General features: G+C 68.7%; 19 protein-coding genes. 6 read left to right on the top strand and 13 right to left on the bottom strand.

Features of this window, described 5'->3' with window-relative positions:
* Positions 1–36: 36 nt before the first annotated feature.
* Complete coding sequence (locus NBRGI_RS17830) at positions 37–1,176, bottom strand: GDSL-type esterase/lipase family protein (protein WP_029897699.1); 1,140 nt, start codon at positions 1,174–1,176, stop codon at positions 37–39.
* Positions 1,177–1,284: 108 nt separating this feature from the next.
* Here NBRGI_RS17830 and NBRGI_RS17825 point away from each other — a divergent pair, with 108 nt between their 5' ends.
* On the top strand, positions 1,285–1,749 hold the full coding sequence (locus tag NBRGI_RS17825; RefSeq protein ID WP_029897698.1) for a MarR family winged helix-turn-helix transcriptional regulator: 465 nt from the start codon (positions 1,285–1,287) through the stop codon (positions 1,747–1,749).
* Here NBRGI_RS17825 and NBRGI_RS43915 read toward each other — a convergent pair.
* Positions 1,718–2,422: a TetR/AcrR family transcriptional regulator gene (locus NBRGI_RS43915; protein ID WP_029897697.1), complete on the bottom strand. Its 705-nt coding sequence runs from the start codon at positions 2,420–2,422 to the stop codon at positions 1,718–1,720. The genes NBRGI_RS17825 and NBRGI_RS43915 overlap by 32 nt on opposite strands.
* A 90-nt stretch (positions 2,423–2,512) precedes the next feature.
* Here NBRGI_RS43915 and NBRGI_RS17815 point away from each other — a divergent pair, with 90 nt between their 5' ends.
* Entirely contained in the window at positions 2,513–3,523 is a 1,011-nt protein-coding gene (locus NBRGI_RS17815) for an NAD(P)-dependent alcohol dehydrogenase (RefSeq protein WP_036559650.1), read from the top strand.
* A gap of 65 nt (positions 3,524–3,588) precedes the next feature.
* Here NBRGI_RS17815 and NBRGI_RS17810 read toward each other — a convergent pair whose 3' ends face one another.
* Entirely contained in the window at positions 3,589–4,539 is a 951-nt protein-coding gene (locus tag NBRGI_RS17810; protein ID WP_029897695.1) for a helix-turn-helix transcriptional regulator, read from the bottom strand.
* Positions 4,540–4,602: 63 nt separating this feature from the next.
* On the opposite strand from NBRGI_RS17810, the gene NBRGI_RS17805 reads away from it, so the two are divergent.
* Together NBRGI_RS17805 and NBRGI_RS48530 are read left to right on the top strand one after the other, a co-directional pair.
* A complete protein-coding gene (locus tag NBRGI_RS17805) occupies positions 4,603–5,757 on the top strand; it encodes an epoxide hydrolase family protein (RefSeq protein WP_029897694.1) in 1,155 nt (384 codons plus the stop codon).
* A gap of 86 nt (positions 5,758–5,843) precedes the next feature.
* A complete protein-coding gene (locus NBRGI_RS48530) occupies positions 5,844–5,996 on the top strand; it encodes a hypothetical protein (protein ID WP_014988367.1) in 153 nt (50 codons plus the stop codon).
* 4 nt (positions 5,997–6,000) lie between these two features.
* Here NBRGI_RS48530 and NBRGI_RS17795 read toward each other — a convergent pair whose 3' ends face one another.
* From NBRGI_RS17795 to NBRGI_RS17780, 4 genes are all read right to left on the bottom strand, one after another.
* On the bottom strand, positions 6,001–7,974 hold the full coding sequence (locus tag NBRGI_RS17795; protein ID WP_029897693.1) for a 5-oxoprolinase/urea amidolyase family protein: 1,974 nt from the start codon (positions 7,972–7,974) through the stop codon (positions 6,001–6,003).
* Between the two features lie 98 nt (positions 7,975–8,072).
* Positions 8,073–8,693, bottom strand: a complete 621-nt coding sequence (locus NBRGI_RS17790) for an urea amidolyase associated protein UAAP2 (RefSeq protein ID WP_029897692.1) — start codon at positions 8,691–8,693, stop codon at positions 8,073–8,075.
* Positions 8,690–9,442 (bottom strand): DUF1989 domain-containing protein, encoded by a 753-nt coding sequence (locus tag NBRGI_RS17785; protein ID WP_029897691.1) that lies wholly within the window; start codon positions 9,440–9,442, stop codon positions 8,690–8,692. Before NBRGI_RS17785 ends, NBRGI_RS17790 begins: the two co-directional genes overlap by 4 nt.
* Before the next feature lie 81 nt (positions 9,443–9,523).
* On the bottom strand, positions 9,524–11,062 hold the full coding sequence (locus tag NBRGI_RS17780; RefSeq protein WP_036559647.1) for an amino acid permease: 1,539 nt from the start codon (positions 11,060–11,062) through the stop codon (positions 9,524–9,526).
* Between the two features lie 207 nt (positions 11,063–11,269).
* On the opposite strand from NBRGI_RS17780, the gene NBRGI_RS17775 reads away from it, so the two are divergent.
* The gene (locus NBRGI_RS17775) at positions 11,270–11,932 is read left to right on the top strand and encodes a TetR/AcrR family transcriptional regulator (protein WP_029897689.1); all 663 of its coding nucleotides are present in this window, start codon (positions 11,270–11,272) and stop codon (positions 11,930–11,932) included.
* Positions 11,933–11,962: 30 nt separating this feature from the next.
* Here the strand turns inward: NBRGI_RS17775 and NBRGI_RS17770 are convergent, their stop codons facing one another.
* The 6 genes from NBRGI_RS17770 to NBRGI_RS17745 form a co-directional block, all read right to left on the bottom strand.
* On the bottom strand, positions 11,963–12,493 hold the full coding sequence (locus NBRGI_RS17770) for a hypothetical protein (protein ID WP_029897688.1): 531 nt from the start codon (positions 12,491–12,493) through the stop codon (positions 11,963–11,965).
* 67 nt (positions 12,494–12,560) lie between these two features.
* Positions 12,561–13,361, bottom strand: a complete 801-nt coding sequence (locus NBRGI_RS17765; RefSeq protein ID WP_029897687.1) for a family 1 encapsulin nanocompartment shell protein — start codon at positions 13,359–13,361, stop codon at positions 12,561–12,563.
* The gene (locus tag NBRGI_RS17760; protein ID WP_029897686.1) at positions 13,358–14,377 is read right to left on the bottom strand and encodes a Dyp-type peroxidase; all 1,020 of its coding nucleotides are present in this window, start codon (positions 14,375–14,377) and stop codon (positions 13,358–13,360) included. The genes NBRGI_RS17765 and NBRGI_RS17760 overlap by 4 nt, the downstream gene beginning before the upstream one ends.
* A 59-nt stretch (positions 14,378–14,436) precedes the next feature.
* Positions 14,437–14,763, bottom strand: coding sequence for a cupin domain-containing protein (locus tag NBRGI_RS17755; protein ID WP_014988358.1), 327 nt, complete (start codon positions 14,761–14,763; stop codon positions 14,437–14,439).
* Positions 14,764–14,961: 198 nt separating this feature from the next.
* Entirely contained in the window at positions 14,962–15,498 is a 537-nt protein-coding gene (locus NBRGI_RS17750; protein ID WP_081878125.1) for a dihydrofolate reductase, read from the bottom strand.
* Positions 15,495–16,343 carry a thymidylate synthase gene (locus tag NBRGI_RS17745; protein ID WP_051727850.1) on the bottom strand — a complete coding sequence of 283 codons (849 nt, stop codon included), beginning with the start codon at positions 16,341–16,343 and terminating at the stop codon, positions 15,495–15,497. The genes NBRGI_RS17750 and NBRGI_RS17745 overlap by 4 nt, the downstream gene beginning before the upstream one ends.
* Between NBRGI_RS17745 and cobF the strand changes: the two genes are divergently transcribed.
* On the top strand, positions 16,342–17,079 hold the full coding sequence (gene cobF, locus NBRGI_RS17740) for a precorrin-6A synthase (deacetylating) (RefSeq protein ID WP_029897683.1): 738 nt from the start codon (positions 16,342–16,344) through the stop codon (positions 17,077–17,079). The two genes, NBRGI_RS17745 and cobF, sit on opposite strands and share 2 nt — an antisense overlap.
* Positions 17,080–17,123 lie beyond the last annotated feature (44 nt).

Genomic DNA, 17,123 nt, shown 5'->3' with positions numbered 1-17,123 from the left:
CGTTGTACCTGCGGCGCAACGATTCTCGTGCTCGGCTCAGCGAAACAGGGCGCTGGTGTCGATGGTTTCGGCCATGGCCCTGGCACCCGCGTCGTTGAGGTGCATGCCGTCGCCGCTGTCGTAGTCGGGGCGGATGAAGTCCGGCCGAGCTGGATCTTCCACGGCGCTCGCGACATCGAAGACTGTGTCGAAAACGTCTGTGGTGCGCAGCCATTCGTTGACCGCACGACGGGTCTGCACGGTCTCGGCGACGGGCATGCCGGGGTAGATGACGCCGGCGTAGGGGCCGATGGTGCCTGCGTGCACGGTCAGGCCCGCGGCGCGGGCGCGGCGGGCCAGCGTGGTGAAGCCCGCGATCAGCTCGTCCGCGGTGGCGGGCGGCTCGCCCGACATGCCGCCGAGGATGAGGTCGTTGATGCCGAAGTTGACCAGCACCGCCGACACCCCGGGAACGGCCAGTACGTCGCGGTCGAAGCGTGCCAGCCCGGGTGTGCCGATCTCGTTGGTGAGCAAGCGGGTTCCGGCGATGCCCTGATTGACCGCCCAGCCGCGGTCGAGTCTGCTGTTCAATACGTCCACCGAGCGGCGGTTCGCGCTCATGGTCGTGCCGACGCCTTCGAACCAGGAGTCGCCGAACGCCACGGCGACCGGTGTGCCCACCGGCGCGGACACGTCCACGCCGGAGACGAAGAAGCGCGCCGGAAACGTCTGCGCGCCATTGAGTTCCGGCACGGAGGCGACATTTCCGGTTGCGATGTAAGCGATTTCGGAGGGCTGGTGCGAGAAGGTCGCGAGTCCGGTCGGTTCGGGCAGGTACAGGCTGAGCATCAGGTCGTCTCCCGGTGCGACGGTCAGCGCGACCGGATCGCTGACGAGTTCGCCACCCGCCGGAATCGCCGATTGCTCCGCACCGGAGAAGTGCAGTGCGACATCGGTTTCGGTGACGATCGCGCTGCCCGCTTTGCGCAGCGCGACCCGTGCGGCGCCGATGGTCAGCGCGTCCCGTCCGAACAAGTTGGTCAGCCGGATCCGGAGCTGGTCACCGCCACCGGCCAGGTGTAGTACCTGGCGGACGGTCTCGTCGGCGAATGCCCGCGATTCGGCGAGTTTGACCTGCTCGTAGGGGCTGATGACCGCGGAACGGAAGCCGGCGACCCAGTGGGTGGTGTCAGACATCGATACTCCATTAGTTGCTGCGAGGAATAATGCGGAGGCATATTTCTACAACGGTGTATTCCTCGTGTCAACTATCCCTGTGTCAACTACTTGCGGTAGGTTGGCGGTATGGACCTGTTCGACGACCCCCGGCTGACCACGATGGGGCTGCTGTTCGAGGCGCACGCGGGCGTGGTCGCCAGGCTGGAGCCGACCTGGCGGGCGCACGGCCTATCCGGCATGGACCTGAATGCGCTGATGCGCCTGAGCCGTTCGCCGGACCGGCGACTGCGCATGTCCGACCTGGCGACCCAGGCCGCGCTGTCCACCAGCGGCGTGACCCGGCTGGTCGACCGGCTCACCCGCGCCGGGCTGGTCGAACGGGAACTCGATCCCGGTGACCGGCGCAGCGCCTACGCGGTGCTCACCGCGGCGGGCGCGCAGCGGCTCACCGAGGTGCTGCCCGACTATCTGGTCGCGGTGGACCGCTGGTTGACCGGGTTGCTGACCCCTGAGCAGCTGACGGGGTTCGTCACCGCGCTGCGCATCGTGCGCGACACGGTCAATCCCGAGGCGACGGCGGGCGTCGACTGATTTCGCGCGGCCGCGGGTCCGACGCGGCGAGCAGGCGTTCCAGCCCATCGAGGATAAGGTCCAGGCCGAAGTCGAAATCCGCTATCCCCGTGTGCTTTCCCTCGATCACGAGCTGGGACAGCGCGTTCATGTACGGGAACTGATCCGCCGGTATCCGTGGCAGGAAATGCGCTGCGGCGGAAGCGTACTCGTCGGGCTGGAGTGGAAAGTTCGACTCCTGCATGGTGAAGCCGTAGATGTGGCTGTCCATTGCGTTCCAGGCGCGGTCGGCGAGTTGATACGAGAAGCCCGCGGCGTGCAGGCAGCCGACGGTGGCGTCGATGTAGCGCAGCATGGCCGGGCCCACGTTCAGGCGGGAGCCGATGAGTCCGGTGGCCCACGGGTGCCGCCGTAGCACCTCGTGCGCGGAGGTCGCGCGGGCGCGCATGGCCGCCTTCCAATCGCCGCCGATGGCGGGCACGGCCATTTCGGCGATCACCAGATCGGCGAGGCCGTCGAGCAGGTCGTCCTTGTTGGCGACGTGGTTGTACAGCGACATCGCCTCGACGCCGAGCAGGTGGGCCAGCTTGCGCATGGACAGCGCGGCGAGCCCCTGCTCGTCGGCGACGCGGAGGGCGGCGCGCAGCACCTTTTCGCGGTTCAGCGGCGCGCGGGCGGCGGTTGGCTTGGGCATGGGCCCTCTCGGTTGACGTACTTACGGTGTAAGCGTACCGTCCGAGGCGAGCGACTTACGCTGTAAGTCTCCGTTCCAGCGAGGAAATCTATGTCCGAGATCAAGAGCCCCAACGCGGAAGTCGCCGAGATGGCAGCGGTCGTCGCACCGCGTTACGGCACCGGCGAGGTGCTCCGGATCGAGCGGGTCGCCCGGCCGAACCCGCGCGCGGGTGAGGTGCTGGTCCGGGTCCGGGCCGCGGCGGTGTGTCAGGGCGACGCCCACTTGCTCACCGGCACGCCATATCTGCTGCGCCTCGGATTCGGGCTGCGCAGGCCCAAGGATCCGGTGATCGGGCACGACCTGGCGGGCGAGGTGGTCGCGGTCGGTGCGGGTGTCGCCGGATTCCGGCGTGGGGACCGGGTTTTCGGCCAGGTCGGGTCGGGTGCTTTCGCCGAGTACGCCTGCGTCTGCGCGCAGCGCCTCGCCCCGGCGCCGACTGGGGCGAGTTTCGAAGAGCTTGCCGCCGTGCCGGATTCGGGCATGACGGCGTTGCAGGGTCTGCGCGACGCCGGGCGTCTGCGGGCCGGGCAGCGCGTTCTGATCAACGGCGCCTCCGGCGGTGTCGGCACGTTCGCGGTCCAACTCGCCAAGGCGCTCGGCGCGGAGGTGACCGCGGTGTGCAGCACCCGCCACCTCGCGGCGGTCCGGACGCTCGGCGCGGACCACGTGATCGACTACACCGCAGCCGATTTCACCGCCGGCGAGACGCGCTACGACGTGCTGCTCGACCTCGTCGGCAATCGGAGGCTCCGGGACTGTCGTCGCGTGCTCACCCCGAAGGGGGTGTTCGTCTCGTCCGCGGGCGCACCCGGCGGCAACTGGGCAGGGCCCGTTGTCTGGATGGGAAAGATGATGCTGGCCAACCTGGTCGTGCGCCAGCGGATCGCGGTGCACCTCATGCGCCCGCAACGAAGCGACCTCGAATATCTCGCCGACCTCGTCGCCGCGGGCAAGGTGCGCCCCTTGGTCGAGCAGCACCATCCGCTGGCGCAGGCCGCGGCCGCGGTCCAGCACGTCATCGACGGGCATGCCCAGGGCAAAACAGTGATCGTGGTGTGAACGTCGCCGCGTGATCCGTCGAGCAGCAGCGCCGCCGGGGCCGAACAGTGCGGCCGTGCTCGAGGTCAGTCGACGGACTCGTGCAAGCGCTGTGCGAGCGTGCGGACATGAGCGACGAGTTCCGGTGGTTCGTGCACATGGCACGGGAAGCCGAAAGTCGCCAGATAGATGGCCATTTCATCGAGTGAGTTGCCGCCGACGCGCAGTGTGCACGATTCGGCGTCGATCGCTTCGACGACGCCGACCGTCGGGGAAATGCGTTCTACCGCGACCTCGGCGGGGACGCGGAGCGTGACGCGTGCGGAATACCGATACGGCGAATTCGTCACGCCCTGCGTCAGATAGCCGGACAGGTCCGCGTCGGGCCCCTCGCGCGGGGTGAAGCGCGGACCGGTCGGGATCCGGGGATGCAGCCGGTCGACCCGGTAGGTGCGCCAGTCCGCGCGGTCGACGTCCCAGCCGATCAGGTACCAGCGCCGTCCGGTGTGCGCCAGGCGATGTGGCTCGGTGGTCCGCAAAGACGCTGTGCCGTCGTGGCTTCGGTAGTCGAACCGGAGCCGGTGGTTGTCCCGGATCGCGCCCGCGATCGCGGTGAGCGTGTCCGGGTCGACGGTCGGCCCGCCCGCGGCCACCGTGACGGTGACCGATTGCAGCAGGTTCACCCGGTGCCGCAGGCGGGACGGCAGTACCTGCTCGAGTTTGGTCAGCGCCCGCAGCGAGCTGTCCTCGATACCGGTGATGGTGCCGCCCGCCGCGGTGCGCAACCCGATCGCGACGGCCACCGCCTCGTCGTCGTCGAGTAGCAGCGGCGGCAGTTTCGCGCCCGCCCCGAGCCGGTATCCCGCGACACCTGCGGTGGCATCCACGGGATAGCCGAGATTGCGCAGCTTGTCGATGTCACGCCGGACGGTGCGCACGTCGACCTCGAGGCGTTCGGCCAGTTCGGTGCCGGTCCAGTCGCGCGGCGTCTGCAATAGGGAGAGCAGGCGAAGCAGTCGGGCGGAAGTTTCCAACATGAATTCGAGTATGCGCGAAAGCTAGGGCAGAAGTTGTCCTAGGTGCGCTCTAACGTCTATTTCATGAGCAACGAGATCCGCGAATTCCGCATCGACATCCCCCAACAGCAGCTCGATGACCTGCGCACCCGGCTCGACAGCGCACGGCTGCCTGCCCCGCTGCCCGGCGACGGCTGGGACACCGGCGTGCCGACGAGCTGGCTGCGCGGGCTGGTGGACTACTGGCGCACCGGATACGACTGGCGGGCCGCGGAGGCCAGGCTCAACTCCTACCCGCAGTACCTGACCGAGATCGACGGGCAGACCATCCACTTCCTGCACGTGCGCTCGCCCGAGGCGGACGCGCTGCCGCTGCTGATGACGCACGGCTGGCCGGGCTCGGTGGTCGAGTTCCTCGACGTGATCGGGCCGCTGTCGGATCCGCGGTCGCATGGCGGTGATCCGAAAGACGCTTTCCACCTGGTGATTCCGTCGCTGCCGGGCTTCGGCTTCTCGGGTCCGGTCACCGAAGCGGGCTGGACGGTCGAGCGGATCGCCGGGGCCTGGGCCGAACTCATGCGCAGGCTCGGCTACGAGCACTACGGCGTGCAGGGCGGTGATATCGGCGCCGCGGTGAGCCCCGAGGTGGGCCGGGTCGCACCGGAAAACGTTGCGGGCGTGCACGTCAACGGCGGGCCCGGCCCGATGCCGCCGTTGCCGCTCGCCGAAGCGGAACTGGCGAGCCTGAGCGAGATCGAACGGGATCGGATCGCCCGGATCGAGGCGTTCATGCAGGAGGAGTTCGGCTACATCTCGATCCAGTCCACCCGGCCGCAGACGCTGGCCTACGGGCTGGTCGATTCGCCGGTGGGACAGCTGGCCTGGATCATGGACAAGTTCCGCGAGTGGACGCATCCGCGAAACATCGACCCGGACAAGATCATCGATCGCGACCGGCTGCTGACCAACGTGATGCTGTACTGGCTCAACGGCACCGCGGGCTCGTCCGCCTACGTCGGCTACGCGCAGGAAGGCGGTTGGGGCGAGACGAAACCCAGCTCCGGCGTGCCGACCGCGGCGCTGGTCTTCGCCCATGACATCGGCATCCGCAAGTACGCCGAGACCGAGCACAACATCACCCGCTGGCACGATGTCGATCGCGGCGGCCACTTCGCCGCCATGGAGGAACCCGTGTTGCTCACCACCGATATTCGCGAGTTCTTCCGCGACCTGCGCTGAAAACCGAAGTCTGTGGGCCTGTTCCGGCATGTCGTCGCCGGAGCAGGCCCACAATCGGGGGAGCAGGATCGTCGGTGAGGTACAGCATGGAGAAACCGAGACCGCTCAGCCAGGAGCATCGGGAAGACTTCTGGCGTCGCTGTGGTTGGGCACCCGAACTGCCGGAGGGCGAGCGCGTGGCGATCGAGCGTGCGTGGGACGACGAATCGATCGAGATGGCGGAGCTTTTCGGCTGGTAGTCCGCTACCCGGCGGCGAGTTCGCCGGCCCGTCGCCACGAGTCGCGTTCGGCGGCGAAGGCGGCTGCCTGCGTCGCGCGGAAGGCGGCGATCGAATCCTCGTGCGCGGCGAGAAAACCGCGGTGCTCGGCGAGGCGGAACTCGCCGTCCTCGGCTCGCACCTCGACCTTGCCCGCCGCGAAATCCGCTCGCAGGTCCAGCAATTCGTCCGCGCTCACCGGATACCACCGGATGCGGTCGAAATAGCGCAGCAGCCAAGGGGTTTGCGCACCCGAAGGATCGCGATCCGCCCCGGGACGGCCGGTGTGCCGGCCCGCGTGGTGGTTCCACACCTGCGTGGTGCGGCCGACGAACTGGTAGCCGCCCGGCCCCTCCATGCCGTAGATGCAGAGGTAGGCGCCGCCGATGCCGACGGCGTTCTCCGGCGTCCAGGTGCGAGCCGGGTTGTACTTGGTGGTGACCAGACGGTGCCGGGGATCGGTGGGGGTGGCGACCGGCGCGCCGAGGTAGACGTCGCCGAGGCCGAGCACGAGATATTCGGCGTCGAAGACGGTGTCGTAAACGTCTGCGACCGAATCCAATCCGTTCACGCGGCGAATGAACTCGATGTTCCACGGACACCACGGAGCGTCGGCCCGCACCCCGTGCATGTACCGGGTGATGGCCTCGCGGGTGGCCGGATCGTCCCAGGACAGCGGTAGGTGCACCGTCCGGCTGGGCACGACCAACTCGTCGGCTGCGGGCAGGTGCCGTTCGGCCTCGGCGAGCAGTGCGAGCAAGTGCGGTATGGGCAGGACCTGCGGATCCACCCTGATCTGGAGCGAGCGAATCCCCGGCGTCAGCTCGGTCACGCCGCGCACCGCGGCGGCGAGCAGGTGCTGGTGCAGGGCATGCACGCGGGCCCTGAGGGCGAGATCCAGTGTCATCGTGCCGTATTCGACGAGTACCGCGTCGTCGCCCGCGCGGCGATAGGTGACACCGGTCTCGTCGTCCACGTCGGTGCGGCGGAGCACGCCGTCGTCGCCGTCGCCGCCCGCGGAGAACACCGTCTGCCAGTTCGCCCGGCGGGCCGGACCCAGTTCGCGGACGGAGGCGGCGCGATCGCTGCGGATGAGCACGAACCGGACGGTGTCCCCCGCGGCGAGCTGCCCGAGTTTCCAGCGGTCGGCCGCGACCACGGTGACCGGGCAGACGAAACCGCCGAGACTGGGGCCGTCGGGACCGAGCAGGATCGGGGTGTCCCCGGTGAAGTCTAGTGCGCCGACCGAATACGGGGTGTCGTGGATGTTGGACGGATGCAGGCCGGCTTCGCCGCCGTCGGAGCGGGCCCACTCCGGTTTGGGCCCGACCAAGCGGACGCCGGTGCGATCGGAGTTGAAGTGCACCGTGTAGTCGGTGCCGATGATGGTGTCGAAGTCCGTGCGGGTGAAGAATTCCGGTGCGCCGTGCGGGCCTTCGGTCACGGCGAGTTCCCAGCGGTGCGTGAGCACCGGCTGCTCCTCCATGGGCACGGCGGTGGTGATCCGGTCACTCGGTGCCCCGAGCGACAGCACCGTCGCGGCGCGCAGGGCGTTGCCGTCGCTGCCGCCGAATCGGCCGAGGGTGAAAGTTGCTGCGCTACCGAGATATTCGGGCACTTCGAGACCGCCGCTCAGCAGGATGTAGGTGCGCATGCCCGGGCCTCGAACCGCGCCGACGTCGAGGACGCCACCGGCCGGGACCCGCACGGCCCGCCACTGCTCGATCGGCGCCCCGTCCACCGTCACGTCGGCCGGCGCGCCGGTGACGCACACCCACGTCGGGGTCGCGAACCGTAGGGCGGGACCACTGAGCGTGCATTCCAGGCCGGGCGCGCCCTCGGCGTTGCCGAGGACGCGATTGCCGAGCCGGAACGACAGGTCGTCCATCGGGCCGGACGGTGGGACGCCGATATGCCAGTAGCCGACCCGGCCCGGCCAATCCTGCACTGTCGTAAGCATTCCCGGACGCACCACCTCGACCGTCGGCCGGGCGGGCGGGGCGGAAGCGGTGACCGTATCGTCGCCGCCGCGCGAGAGCGCGGGTGCGGCCGCAGTACTCATCGGGTCACCACCATGCGCACCGGCGTCGGATCGAAACCATTGCAGGGGTTGTTGATCTGAGGGCAGTTGGAGACCAGGACCAGGGTGTCGATCTCCGCGCGCAGCGTGACTTTCTTGCCCGGCGCGGACAATCCGTCGACGATGCCGAGCGTGCCGTCGGCTTCCACCGGAACGTTCATGAACCAGTTGATGTTCGACACCAGGTCGCGCTTGCCCAGACCCCAGGACAGCGCCGCGGTGAGAAAGTTCTCCACGCAGGCGTGCTGGTGCCGGGTGTGGTGTCCGTAGCGGAGCGTGTTCGACTCCTGCGAGCAGGCGCCCGCGATGGTGTCGTGGTTGCCGACCTCGTCGGCGACGACGGTCATCAGCGCGGTGCCCGCGTCGGTGCGCAGCACGCTGCCGGTGGTGAGGAAGATGTTGCGCTGCGCGGCGACGGTGGCCTGCGCGCTGTAGCGATCGGTGTGATCGGCGGCCGAGTACAGCAGGCAGTCGACGGCTTGATTGCCGTGCAGGTCGATGATCTCCAGGTGATCGCCTGCGGCCACCACCGCGGACCAGGGCGAGCGCGCGGGCACGATTTCGTCGAGCACCGTGCGACGGGACGGGGTGGTGTTCATTGCGCTGCCTCCGGTGTCCGCGCGGCCGTCCAGGCCTGTTCGGTGTTCTGCACGGCCCGTTGGTATTCCGGGTCGGTGCTGTGCGATACGGCGAGATCCGCGGGCGCACTCCAGGCCACGACATCGAGGTCCGTGGCCGCGCGGTCGTCGAGCGGATGGGTGGCGTTGGCGACGAGCAGCGTCACCGGCAGGTGCAGCAGCAGCTCGACCGAGGAGCCGGGGGCGGCGCTGCCGGTGGCGGTCAGCGCGCCGTCGGCGGCCACCCGGACGCCACGGAAGAACGACACGGTCGGGCCGATATCGCGCGGCGCCAGACCGTGTTTGGCCCCCGCCAGGCGCAACAGCTGCCGTGCCTCGGCAGTCGGGCCGCACAGGGTGTCGTGCCTGCCCGACGTATCGGCGAGCACCGTGGCGAGGATGCGTCCCTGGTCGGACAGGAGCGGATGACCGTCGCCGAGATAGGCCTGCCACGGCACCTTGACGGTGTCGGCGACGTTCAGCCGCTCCCACGGTGCTTCGGCGCGCAGGAGCAGTAGGTGCGCGCACGCGGCGCCAGCCGGGTCGGTCAGCCGGATTCGGGTGCCCCGGCCGAGCACGAGACCGGCGTAGCCCTGGGGCGGAACACGCTGGGCGAAGGTGATTCTCGCCGGATCGATGCCGACGGGCAGATCCGGTTCGGCGAGCGTCGCCGCGGCGGCCTGTGCGCGTGCGTGTGCTCTGGCACCGGAGGTCGATGCGGTGTTGGTCATGATTGCTCCCTTCGATGGGTGCGGTCCTACCGATGTCCGCCTGCGCGGTGGTGGTGGCAAGCACCACCACCGCGCCGGGGCTCATGCGGAAGGCGTTGCGGTTTCCTGGTTCTCGGCGGAGCGCAGGGTGCCGGTGACCATTCGGTGGACGAGCACGCCGACGGCGATCACCACCAGCACGAACAGCGGTGCGGCCCAGCGCATCCACCAGCTGCCGCCGTTCGGCGTATAGACCTCGGCGCGGGGCCAGGCCAGATTCACCGCCATCGCGACGCCCCACAGCACAGCGAGCACGTTCACCGGAATCCCGAAGCGGCCCAGGCTGAACAGCCGCTGCTCGGTGGGTTCGTCGGCGGGCATGCCCCGGAACCGGCGTACCAGCAGTGGCACCGTGACCAAAAGATAGGCCAGGTAGAGCGTGACGATGCAGACACTGGCCAGGGTCGCGAAGATCGCGGCATTGCCGAGATTCAGTACCAGCAGCGCGATCCCGAGCACGCCGATGATCACGGCGGGCAGCACCGGAGTGCCGAAACGGGGATGGACCGCGGCGACCCGCGCGGCGAACGGCAGCTTGCCGTCGCGGGCCATCGAGAACATCAGCCGCGATCCGGCGGTCTGAATCGCCAACGTGCACACGGTGATCGCCACCGCGACACAGCCGAGCAGCACCTTGCCCGCCGGGCTGTCCAACTTCGAGGTCAGCACGTAGGCCAGCCCGTCGGTGGCCAGCGAGCCGTCGGACAGGCTCGGCGCGGCCATCAACGCCCCGATCAGCAGCAGCCCGCCGCCGAACGCGGAGACCGCGAGCGCGGTCAGGATGGTGCGCGGCGCCACCCGGCGCGGATTCTTCGTCTCCTCGGAAAGCTCACCGGCGGAATCGAAGCCGACCATGACGTACGCGGCCATCAGCCCGGAGACCAAGAAGGCGGCCAGGTACGAGCCGGGCACCGCCTGAGTGGTGTCCAGCACCACGCCGGGCCCGCGCTCGGTGTGGGTGAAGAAGAGCGCGATGATCGCGAGCACGCCGACGATCTCGACGGTGACGCCGATCGAGTTGATCCGCGACATGAGGTCGATGCCGAGCACGTTGATCGTGGTCGTGCACACCAGCAGGATGCTGCCGAGCAGCACGGCGTTGGTCGCGCCGGAGGACGAGGTGAGCGCGGTGTCGGTGCCGATGATCTGGAATCCGTGCCAGATCGTCGGCAGCACCACCTGCAACGCGATGGCGGCCGCGGCGGCCGTCACGATCTGCGCGATGACCATCATCCAGCCGGCGAACCAGCCGACGAGCTCGCCGCCGAGACGACGCGACCACTGGTAGATGCAGCCCGAAATGGGGTAGCGCGCAGCGAGTTCGGCGAAGTTCAACGCGACGAGGAACTGTCCGGCGAAGACCAGCGGCCAGGTCCAGAAGAAGGCGGCGCCGCCGAACGAATAGCCGAAGCCGAAGAACTGGAAGATCGTGGTGAGGATGGAGACGAACGAGAAGCCTGCCGCGAACGAGGCGTAGCGGCCCAGCTTGCGATGCAGCACGGGTTGGTAGCCGAACCGGGCGAGGTCGGCGCCGTCACGGCTGGTGTCGGGCGGCGGCGGGGGAGCGAATGTTGTGGCCATGAGGGTCCTTCGGCGAGCGGCCAATACCTATCAGATGACAGTTTTGCGGTGGCGATCGCGTTTCCGGTGACCCGCATGTATCTCTTGCGGCAACCCCCGTAACAACTGCGTTGCCGAGGTTTCTATCGAATGACAGAAACCTCTCCGCTGCCTGTCCCGCGGTGTACCGCGGCGGATCGACCTGTGACGACCTGCCAGAATGGACGTGTGGCAAACCTCGGCCCCGGCCGTCCTCGGGTGGAGCAGCGACGTCGTCGCGGCCAGACGCCGCGCGCCGAGATCCTGGATGCCGCCGGGGAACTCTTCACTACCAATGGCTACGCGAACACCTCCACCCGTGTGGTCGCCGACGCGGTCGGGATCCGTCAGGCATCGCTGTATCACCACTTCGCCGCCAAGGATGACATCCTCGATGCGCTGCTTGCCGAAACCATAGCTGCCCCATTGGAACTCGCCGAGCGACTGGGGAACGTGTCGGCCCCGCCTGCGACCCGCCTGTACGCCCTCGCCTGGTTCGACGTCCGGCAACTCTGCGCGTCCCGCTGGAATCTCGGTGCGCTGTACCTGCTTCCGGAGCTGCGCACCGCACGGTTCGCCGCGTTCCGGTTGCGGCGCGACGAACTACGCGGACACTACGAGAATTTGGCCGCCGCGGTGCTGGCCGCGGGTGCGGGCGCCGGCGTCGTCGGTGCGGCGGCGCTGCCGTTCCGGCTGGTGGAGACGGTGATCAATATTCGTTCGGACGAGGGCAAAGCGCCCGTCGAGGCCGAACGGACGATTCCGGAGGCCGCGCTGCGAGTGCTCGGCTGGCCCGGCGACCTGGTCGCGCTGCGCAGTGCCGCGGCGCGGGTGCTCGACCAGGCGCAGTGAGGACCGGCGCAGTGCGGACTGGGGAGCAGGTCAGTGCGTCGGGGGCGCTATCCGCCAGTGCTGCTGCAGCGCGCCGGCGATCTCCGGCAGGATGGTGATCGGCACCCGCTTGCTGCGCAGCAGGGCGCGAATCTCGTTGACCTGCTCCCGCTTACGCAGGTCGTAGGCGCCGGACACCGGGCCGAGCACCGGCGGGATGGCCAGCAGCACCAGTTCGCCGTGGCGTTCCGCGCCATCGGTCAGATCGAGCGCGAGCGACCACCTGGCCCGGTCGTCGAGCGCGAAGCGCCCGGCGACCACCCGATCCCAGTCGATGCTCGACCGCGTCCACGGCGTGCGCCGGTAGATCGCGCGCTCGGTGAGCACGACGGCGTCCCGGGTGAACAGCGCGACGGCCACCGCGATCCCGGCGACCGCACCGGCAAGCAACCCGGTGAACACTCGGTTGACGCCGAACAGCGCGACCACCCCCGCACACAGTCCGGCGGTCACCAGGACGGCGAGCGCGCTGTAGAGCGCCGCCCGCTGAGCCGGCACCACGCCCGCGCGCACCGTCGTCATCGCTCACCTCACCTGTGTCCGGCTGTGCTGCGGCACACGCTACCGCGCCGCTGTGCCCGCGCGCGGCTCAGGATTCGAGCGCGACCGCGGCCTCGGCCGTGTACACCAGGAAGGTGAGACTCTGCTGGAAGTACAGCTGCACCGACTCGGCGTCGTGGGACAGATAGCCGATGGAGAGGTCCTGGCCGAGCCGCAGGTCGTAGTCGCCACCGCGGGTGGTGAGCACGAACGCGCCGTCGATGGCGGGCGCCCAGATGATCTCGCCGTCCGGGATGAGGCGTTCGATGTGGGTGCGGATCGGGTGCCCGTGATCGGAGGTCTCGCTGACCGCCGTGAACAGGTCCGCGCTCAACAGCACCGAGTACGGCCCGTCGACGCCCGCCAGGCGCAGCGCGCTCAACGCGAGCGCCACCGACTCCGGCACCTGGCGCGGATCGCTGGGCAGCGCGATCGCCTGGTTGGTCGAACTGGCCCGGATGCCGGCGATATTCGCGGCCGGGTAGCCCTCGAAGATGGCCCGGTCCTCGGCGAAGGCGATCTTCTGCGCGGCGTCCTTCACCGGATCCAGATCGGTGTCCTTGGCGCCGCGTTCCACGTTGTCGAGTTCCTCGCGGGACAACCGGAACGGCACCCGCAACTCGACCAGTGGCGCGACCACGCGCTGGCGGGCGAGCACGCCATCGGCGGGCGGCGCGATCGAGCTGGTGTGCCCGGTGCCGACGGCCGCGTAGTCCAAGCCGTGCGGGCCGGACACATCCACGACGCGGCGGCCCGCGATATGCCGTTTGAAGGTGCGCGTCGCCTCTTCCTCGATCGCCGACCATGCCTCGTCGGTGATCGGCGCGAGTTCGCGATGGAGGTTGTTCATGACTGCCTGCTCCTTTTCAACGTGCCGATACCGAGTGAGCCAGCGCCGATGTCGTTGGGCTGCACGTCTTCTGCTGCTGCGGTGTCGTCCGGCGGTGGGGGAAGTTCTTCGAGAAAATCGACGGTCGGCGCGAAGAACGAAGTGCCGGTGACCGCGATGGAGAAATCGAGGATGCGGTCGTAGGCCGCTTCTTCGGTGCCGACGAACATGCGCGTCAGCATCAGCTCGGTGACGCTGGGCGTGGCCGCGTACGCGATGTAGTAGGTGCCGAATTCGCCGTCCTTGACGCTGCCGAACGGCATGTTGGCGCGCAGGATCTCGCGTTCGGTGCCGTCGGCGTCGACGATGGTGTTCACCGCGACGTGCGAGTCCGCCGGCTTGTCCGCGTCGGAGAGCTCGAAATCGTCCAGCTTGGTACGGCCGATGATCTTTTCCTGCTGCTCGACCGTCAGCGCCCGCCAGTCCGCCAGCGGGTGCAGGTATTTCTGCACGATGACGTAACTGCCGCCGCGGAATTCGGGATCCTCGTCGCCGACCAGCGCGGCCGCGTAGGCCGACTGACCCTCGGGGTTCTCCGTGCCGTCCACGAACCCGAGCAGGTCGCGCTGTTCGAAGTAGCGGAAGCCGATGGTCTCGTCCACGATGGTGGCCGCGCCCGCCAGCCGGTCGCCGATGGTCATGGCGAGTTCGAAGCAGGCGTCCTGATTCTGTGCCCGGATGTGGAACAGCAGATCGCCCGGCGTCGCGGGGGCACGGTGCTGTGCGCCGACGAAGCCGGGGAACTCGTGCAGTTCGGCGGGCTTGGGCCCGGCGAAGAGCCGATCCCAGGCTGCGGAGCCGATCGCGGTGACGCAGCTGAGCCCGGCGCCGGGAATGCGGAAGCCGACCGAGCGGCGCAGTCCGGCGATATCGGCGAGCGTGTCCCGCACAACCGCCTCGCCGCCCTCGTCGATGGTGGCCACGAGGAAGATCGCGGCCGGCGTGAGCGGTTCAAGAATCGACTGCGGCTCGCTCATAGCCAAGAGCCTAATGCCCGTACCAAGATCACCGAGCAGGCGGCACGGGCTCCCGGCTACTACTTGGCGACTGTCAGCAGGAAGGCCACGTCGTCGACGGCTTTGACGCTGTGCCTGGCCTTGGGCACCACCAGCAGGTCGCCGGTCGAGCCCTTCCACTCGTTGGCGCCGCTGATCAGGGTGAGCGTGCCGCTGAGCACGAGCAGGGTGGCCTCGCCCGCGTTGTCGTGCTCGGCCAGGCTCTGGCCCGCACTGAGGCCGACCACGGTCTGGCGCAACGTGTTCGCGTGACCGCCGTAGATCGTCTGCGAACTACGTCCGCTCGTGGCGGTGCTGGCCAACTTGAGTTGTTGCCGAGCAACCGCAGTCAGCGATTTCTTGTCCATGGACCGCCTTTCGCAATGACAGCAGCCGGTGCGAGGGCTGGTCGCATCGGCTCGGGGACTCGGGCGGACTGGGCCCGGGCGCCACTTACCCTGGAGTATGCCCGACCGCGCAGCCTCTCGTGTCCGGTTTGCGGGGTGGCGGCGTTCTGTGATCGAACGGTGTCGTGCGAGGCGCGCGGATCGGTGACTCGACCGCGATCAGTCGGCAGACCTGCGGATATAACGGCGGATTCGATAGTTCACGCCGGAGGTCGAGGCGTGCCACGGCGACGTGTCGGCGTCCTTCCACTCCGGGCCGATGGCGGGCGCGTAGGCATCGCCGGCTACCTCGGTGTCCACCTCCGTGACGAGCAGGTCGGTGGCGAAAGCCATGGCGGCCCGGTAGATCTCACCGCCGCCGGCGATCCACACGGTGTCCTGGCCGCTCAGCGCCAGCGCCTCGGGCACCGAGCCCGCGCGTTCGGCACCGGCGGCGGCCCAGTCGGGCTGTCTGGTCACCACGATGTTGCGGCGACCCACCAGCGGACGGAATCGGGGCGGCAGCGAATCCCAGGTCCGCCTGCCCATGATCACCGGGTGACCCATGGTGACGGCCTTGAAGTTCGCCATGTCCTCGGGCACCCGCCAGGGAATGGCGTTGTCGGCGCCGATGACGCCGTCGGGCGTCTGCGCCCAGATCAAACCGATCGTGCGGGCGCCGCTGCCGTGCCGGCGGATACGGGCGTGGTCGTTCACACCGCGACCGGTGCCTTGATCGCCGGATGATGCTGGTAGCCGACCACTTCCACGTCCTCGTAGACGTAGTCGAACAGCGTCGGCGCGGGACGCAGGCGCAGCGTCGGGAAGGGGTACGGATCCCGGGACAGCTGCTCGTCGACCTGGTCGAGGTGGTTGTCGTAGATATGGCAGTCGCCACCGGTCCAGATGAAATCGCCGGGCTCGAGCTCGGTCTGCTGCGCCACCATGTGGGTGAGCAGCGCGTAGCTGGCGATATTGAACGGCACGCCGAGGAAGAGGTCGGCACTGCGCTGATACAGCTGGCAGGACAGTCGCCCGTCGGCCACGTAGAACTGGAAGAAGGCGTGGCAGGGGGCCAGCGCCATCTTGTTCAATTCAGCGACGTTCCAGGCCGATACCAGCATGCGCCGCGAGTCCGGGTTGGTGCGCAGCGTCTGCAGGACCTCGGCGATCTGATCGATATGGGTGCCGTCCGGCGTCGGCCAGGACCGCCACTGGACGCCGTAGACCGGGCCCAGTTCGCCCTCGGCATCAGCCCATTCGTCCCAGATGGACACGCCGTGCTCCTGCAACCAGGTCGCGTTGGAATCGCCGCGCAGGAACCACAGCAACTCGTAGACGATCGACTTCAGATGCACTTTTTTGGTGGTGATCAGCGGGAAGCCCTTGGACAGGTCATAGCGCAACTGGTGACCGAAGATGCTGCGCGTGCCGGTGCCGGTGCGGTCCGCCTTGTTCGTGCCGGATGCGAGTACCAGTCGGAGCAGGTCCTCGTACTGGGTATCGGTCGTCGCCACGCCTGCCAACTCTAGTCTTCGCGGCGTTTGGCAAGCTCGGCGCATGCACAAGCTCTCGGTCATCGGCATCGGCGCGGGCGATCCCGACCAGGTGACGGTGCAGGCCGTCAAAGCGCTGCGGCAGGTCGACGTGTTCTTCGTGATCGGCAAGGGCGCGGAGAAACAGGAGCTGGTCGACGTGCGGACCGCGATCCTGGCCGAGCACGTCGAGCGGCCGTATCGGATCGTGGAGATCGCCGATCCGCCGCGCGACCGCGCGCCCGCCGACTACCAGGGCGTCGTCGAGGACTGGCACGAGCGCCGGGCGGCGTTGCTGGAGGCGGCGTTCGCCGCGGCCGAGGGCGTCGGCGGCATGCTGGTGTGGGGCGACCCGTCCCTGTACGACAGCACCCTGCGGATGATCGAGCGGGTGCTCGCCCGCGGCGCCGTGCGGTTCGACTACGAGGTGATCCCGGGAGTCACCAGCGTGCAGGCACTGGCCGCACGGCATCGGATGGTGCTGCATCGGATCGGCGAGCCGGTGCACATCACGACAGGTCGGCGGTTGCGGGCGGAAGGGCTCGCCGATTCGGCGGTGGTGATGCTGGACGGCGAGTGCGCGTTCACCGAGGTGCCGGGGAACGACGTGCACATTTGGTGGGGCGCCTACCTCGGCATGCCGGACGAGACCTTGATCGCGGGCCCGCTGCGCGAGGTCGAACAGCAGATCGTCGAGCGCCGGACCCGCTTGCGTGCCGAAAAAGGCTGGATCATGGACGTCTACCTGCTGCGTCGCGGCTGAACTCCGAGCCCGACCGGCCTGCTGATGTCGGTGGTCGCCGGTAG

This window comes from Nocardia brasiliensis IFM 10847, from assembly GCF_000710915.1.
In the GTDB taxonomy this organism is placed as follows: Bacteria; Actinomycetota; Actinomycetes; order Mycobacteriales; family Mycobacteriaceae; genus Nocardia; species Nocardia brasiliensis_A.
This window is presented reverse-complemented; position numbering and strand designations above follow the sequence as displayed.

Bases quoted from the DNA above. Each gene is read 5' to 3' on its own strand.
- NBRGI_RS17755 (WP_014988358.1), bottom strand. From the start codon at position 14,763: ATGGACAAGAAATCGCTGACTGCGGTTGCTCGGCAACAACTCAAGTTG.
- NBRGI_RS17785 (WP_029897691.1), bottom strand. From the start codon at position 9,442: ATGACCAACACCGCATCGACCTCCGGTGCCAGAGCACACGCACGCGCA.
- NBRGI_RS17825 (WP_029897698.1), top strand. From the start codon at position 1,285: ATGGACCTGTTCGACGACCCCCGGCTGACCACGATGGGGCTGCTGTTC.
- NBRGI_RS17770 (WP_029897688.1), bottom strand. From the start codon at position 12,493: ATGACGACGGTGCGCGCGGGCGTGGTGCCGGCTCAGCGGGCGGCGCTC.
- NBRGI_RS17790 (WP_029897692.1), bottom strand. From the start codon at position 8,693: ATGAACACCACCCCGTCCCGTCGCACGGTGCTCGACGAAATCGTGCCC.
- NBRGI_RS48530 (WP_014988367.1), top strand. From the start codon at position 5,844: ATGGAGAAACCGAGACCGCTCAGCCAGGAGCATCGGGAAGACTTCTGG.
- NBRGI_RS17745 (WP_051727850.1), bottom strand. From the start codon at position 16,343: ATGCGCCGAGCTTGCCAAACGCCGCGAAGACTAGAGTTGGCAGGCGTG.
- NBRGI_RS43915 (WP_029897697.1), bottom strand. From the start codon at position 2,422: ATGCCCAAGCCAACCGCCGCCCGCGCGCCGCTGAACCGCGAAAAGGTG.
- NBRGI_RS17760 (WP_029897686.1), bottom strand. From the start codon at position 14,377: ATGAGCGAGCCGCAGTCGATTCTTGAACCGCTCACGCCGGCCGCGATC.
- NBRGI_RS17810 (WP_029897695.1), bottom strand. From the start codon at position 4,539: ATGTTGGAAACTTCCGCCCGACTGCTTCGCCTGCTCTCCCTATTGCAG.
- NBRGI_RS17815 (WP_036559650.1), top strand. From the start codon at position 2,513: ATGTCCGAGATCAAGAGCCCCAACGCGGAAGTCGCCGAGATGGCAGCG.
- NBRGI_RS17765 (WP_029897687.1), bottom strand. From the start codon at position 13,361: ATGAACAACCTCCATCGCGAACTCGCGCCGATCACCGACGAGGCATGG.
- NBRGI_RS17805 (WP_029897694.1), top strand. From the start codon at position 4,603: ATGAGCAACGAGATCCGCGAATTCCGCATCGACATCCCCCAACAGCAG.
- NBRGI_RS17830 (WP_029897699.1), bottom strand. From the start codon at position 1,176: ATGTCTGACACCACCCACTGGGTCGCCGGCTTCCGTTCCGCGGTCATC.
- cobF (WP_029897683.1), top strand. From the start codon at position 16,342: ATGCACAAGCTCTCGGTCATCGGCATCGGCGCGGGCGATCCCGACCAG.
- NBRGI_RS17795 (WP_029897693.1), bottom strand. From the start codon at position 7,974: ATGCTTACGACAGTGCAGGATTGGCCGGGCCGGGTCGGCTACTGGCAT.
- NBRGI_RS17780 (WP_036559647.1), bottom strand. From the start codon at position 11,062: ATGGCCACAACATTCGCTCCCCCGCCGCCGCCCGACACCAGCCGTGAC.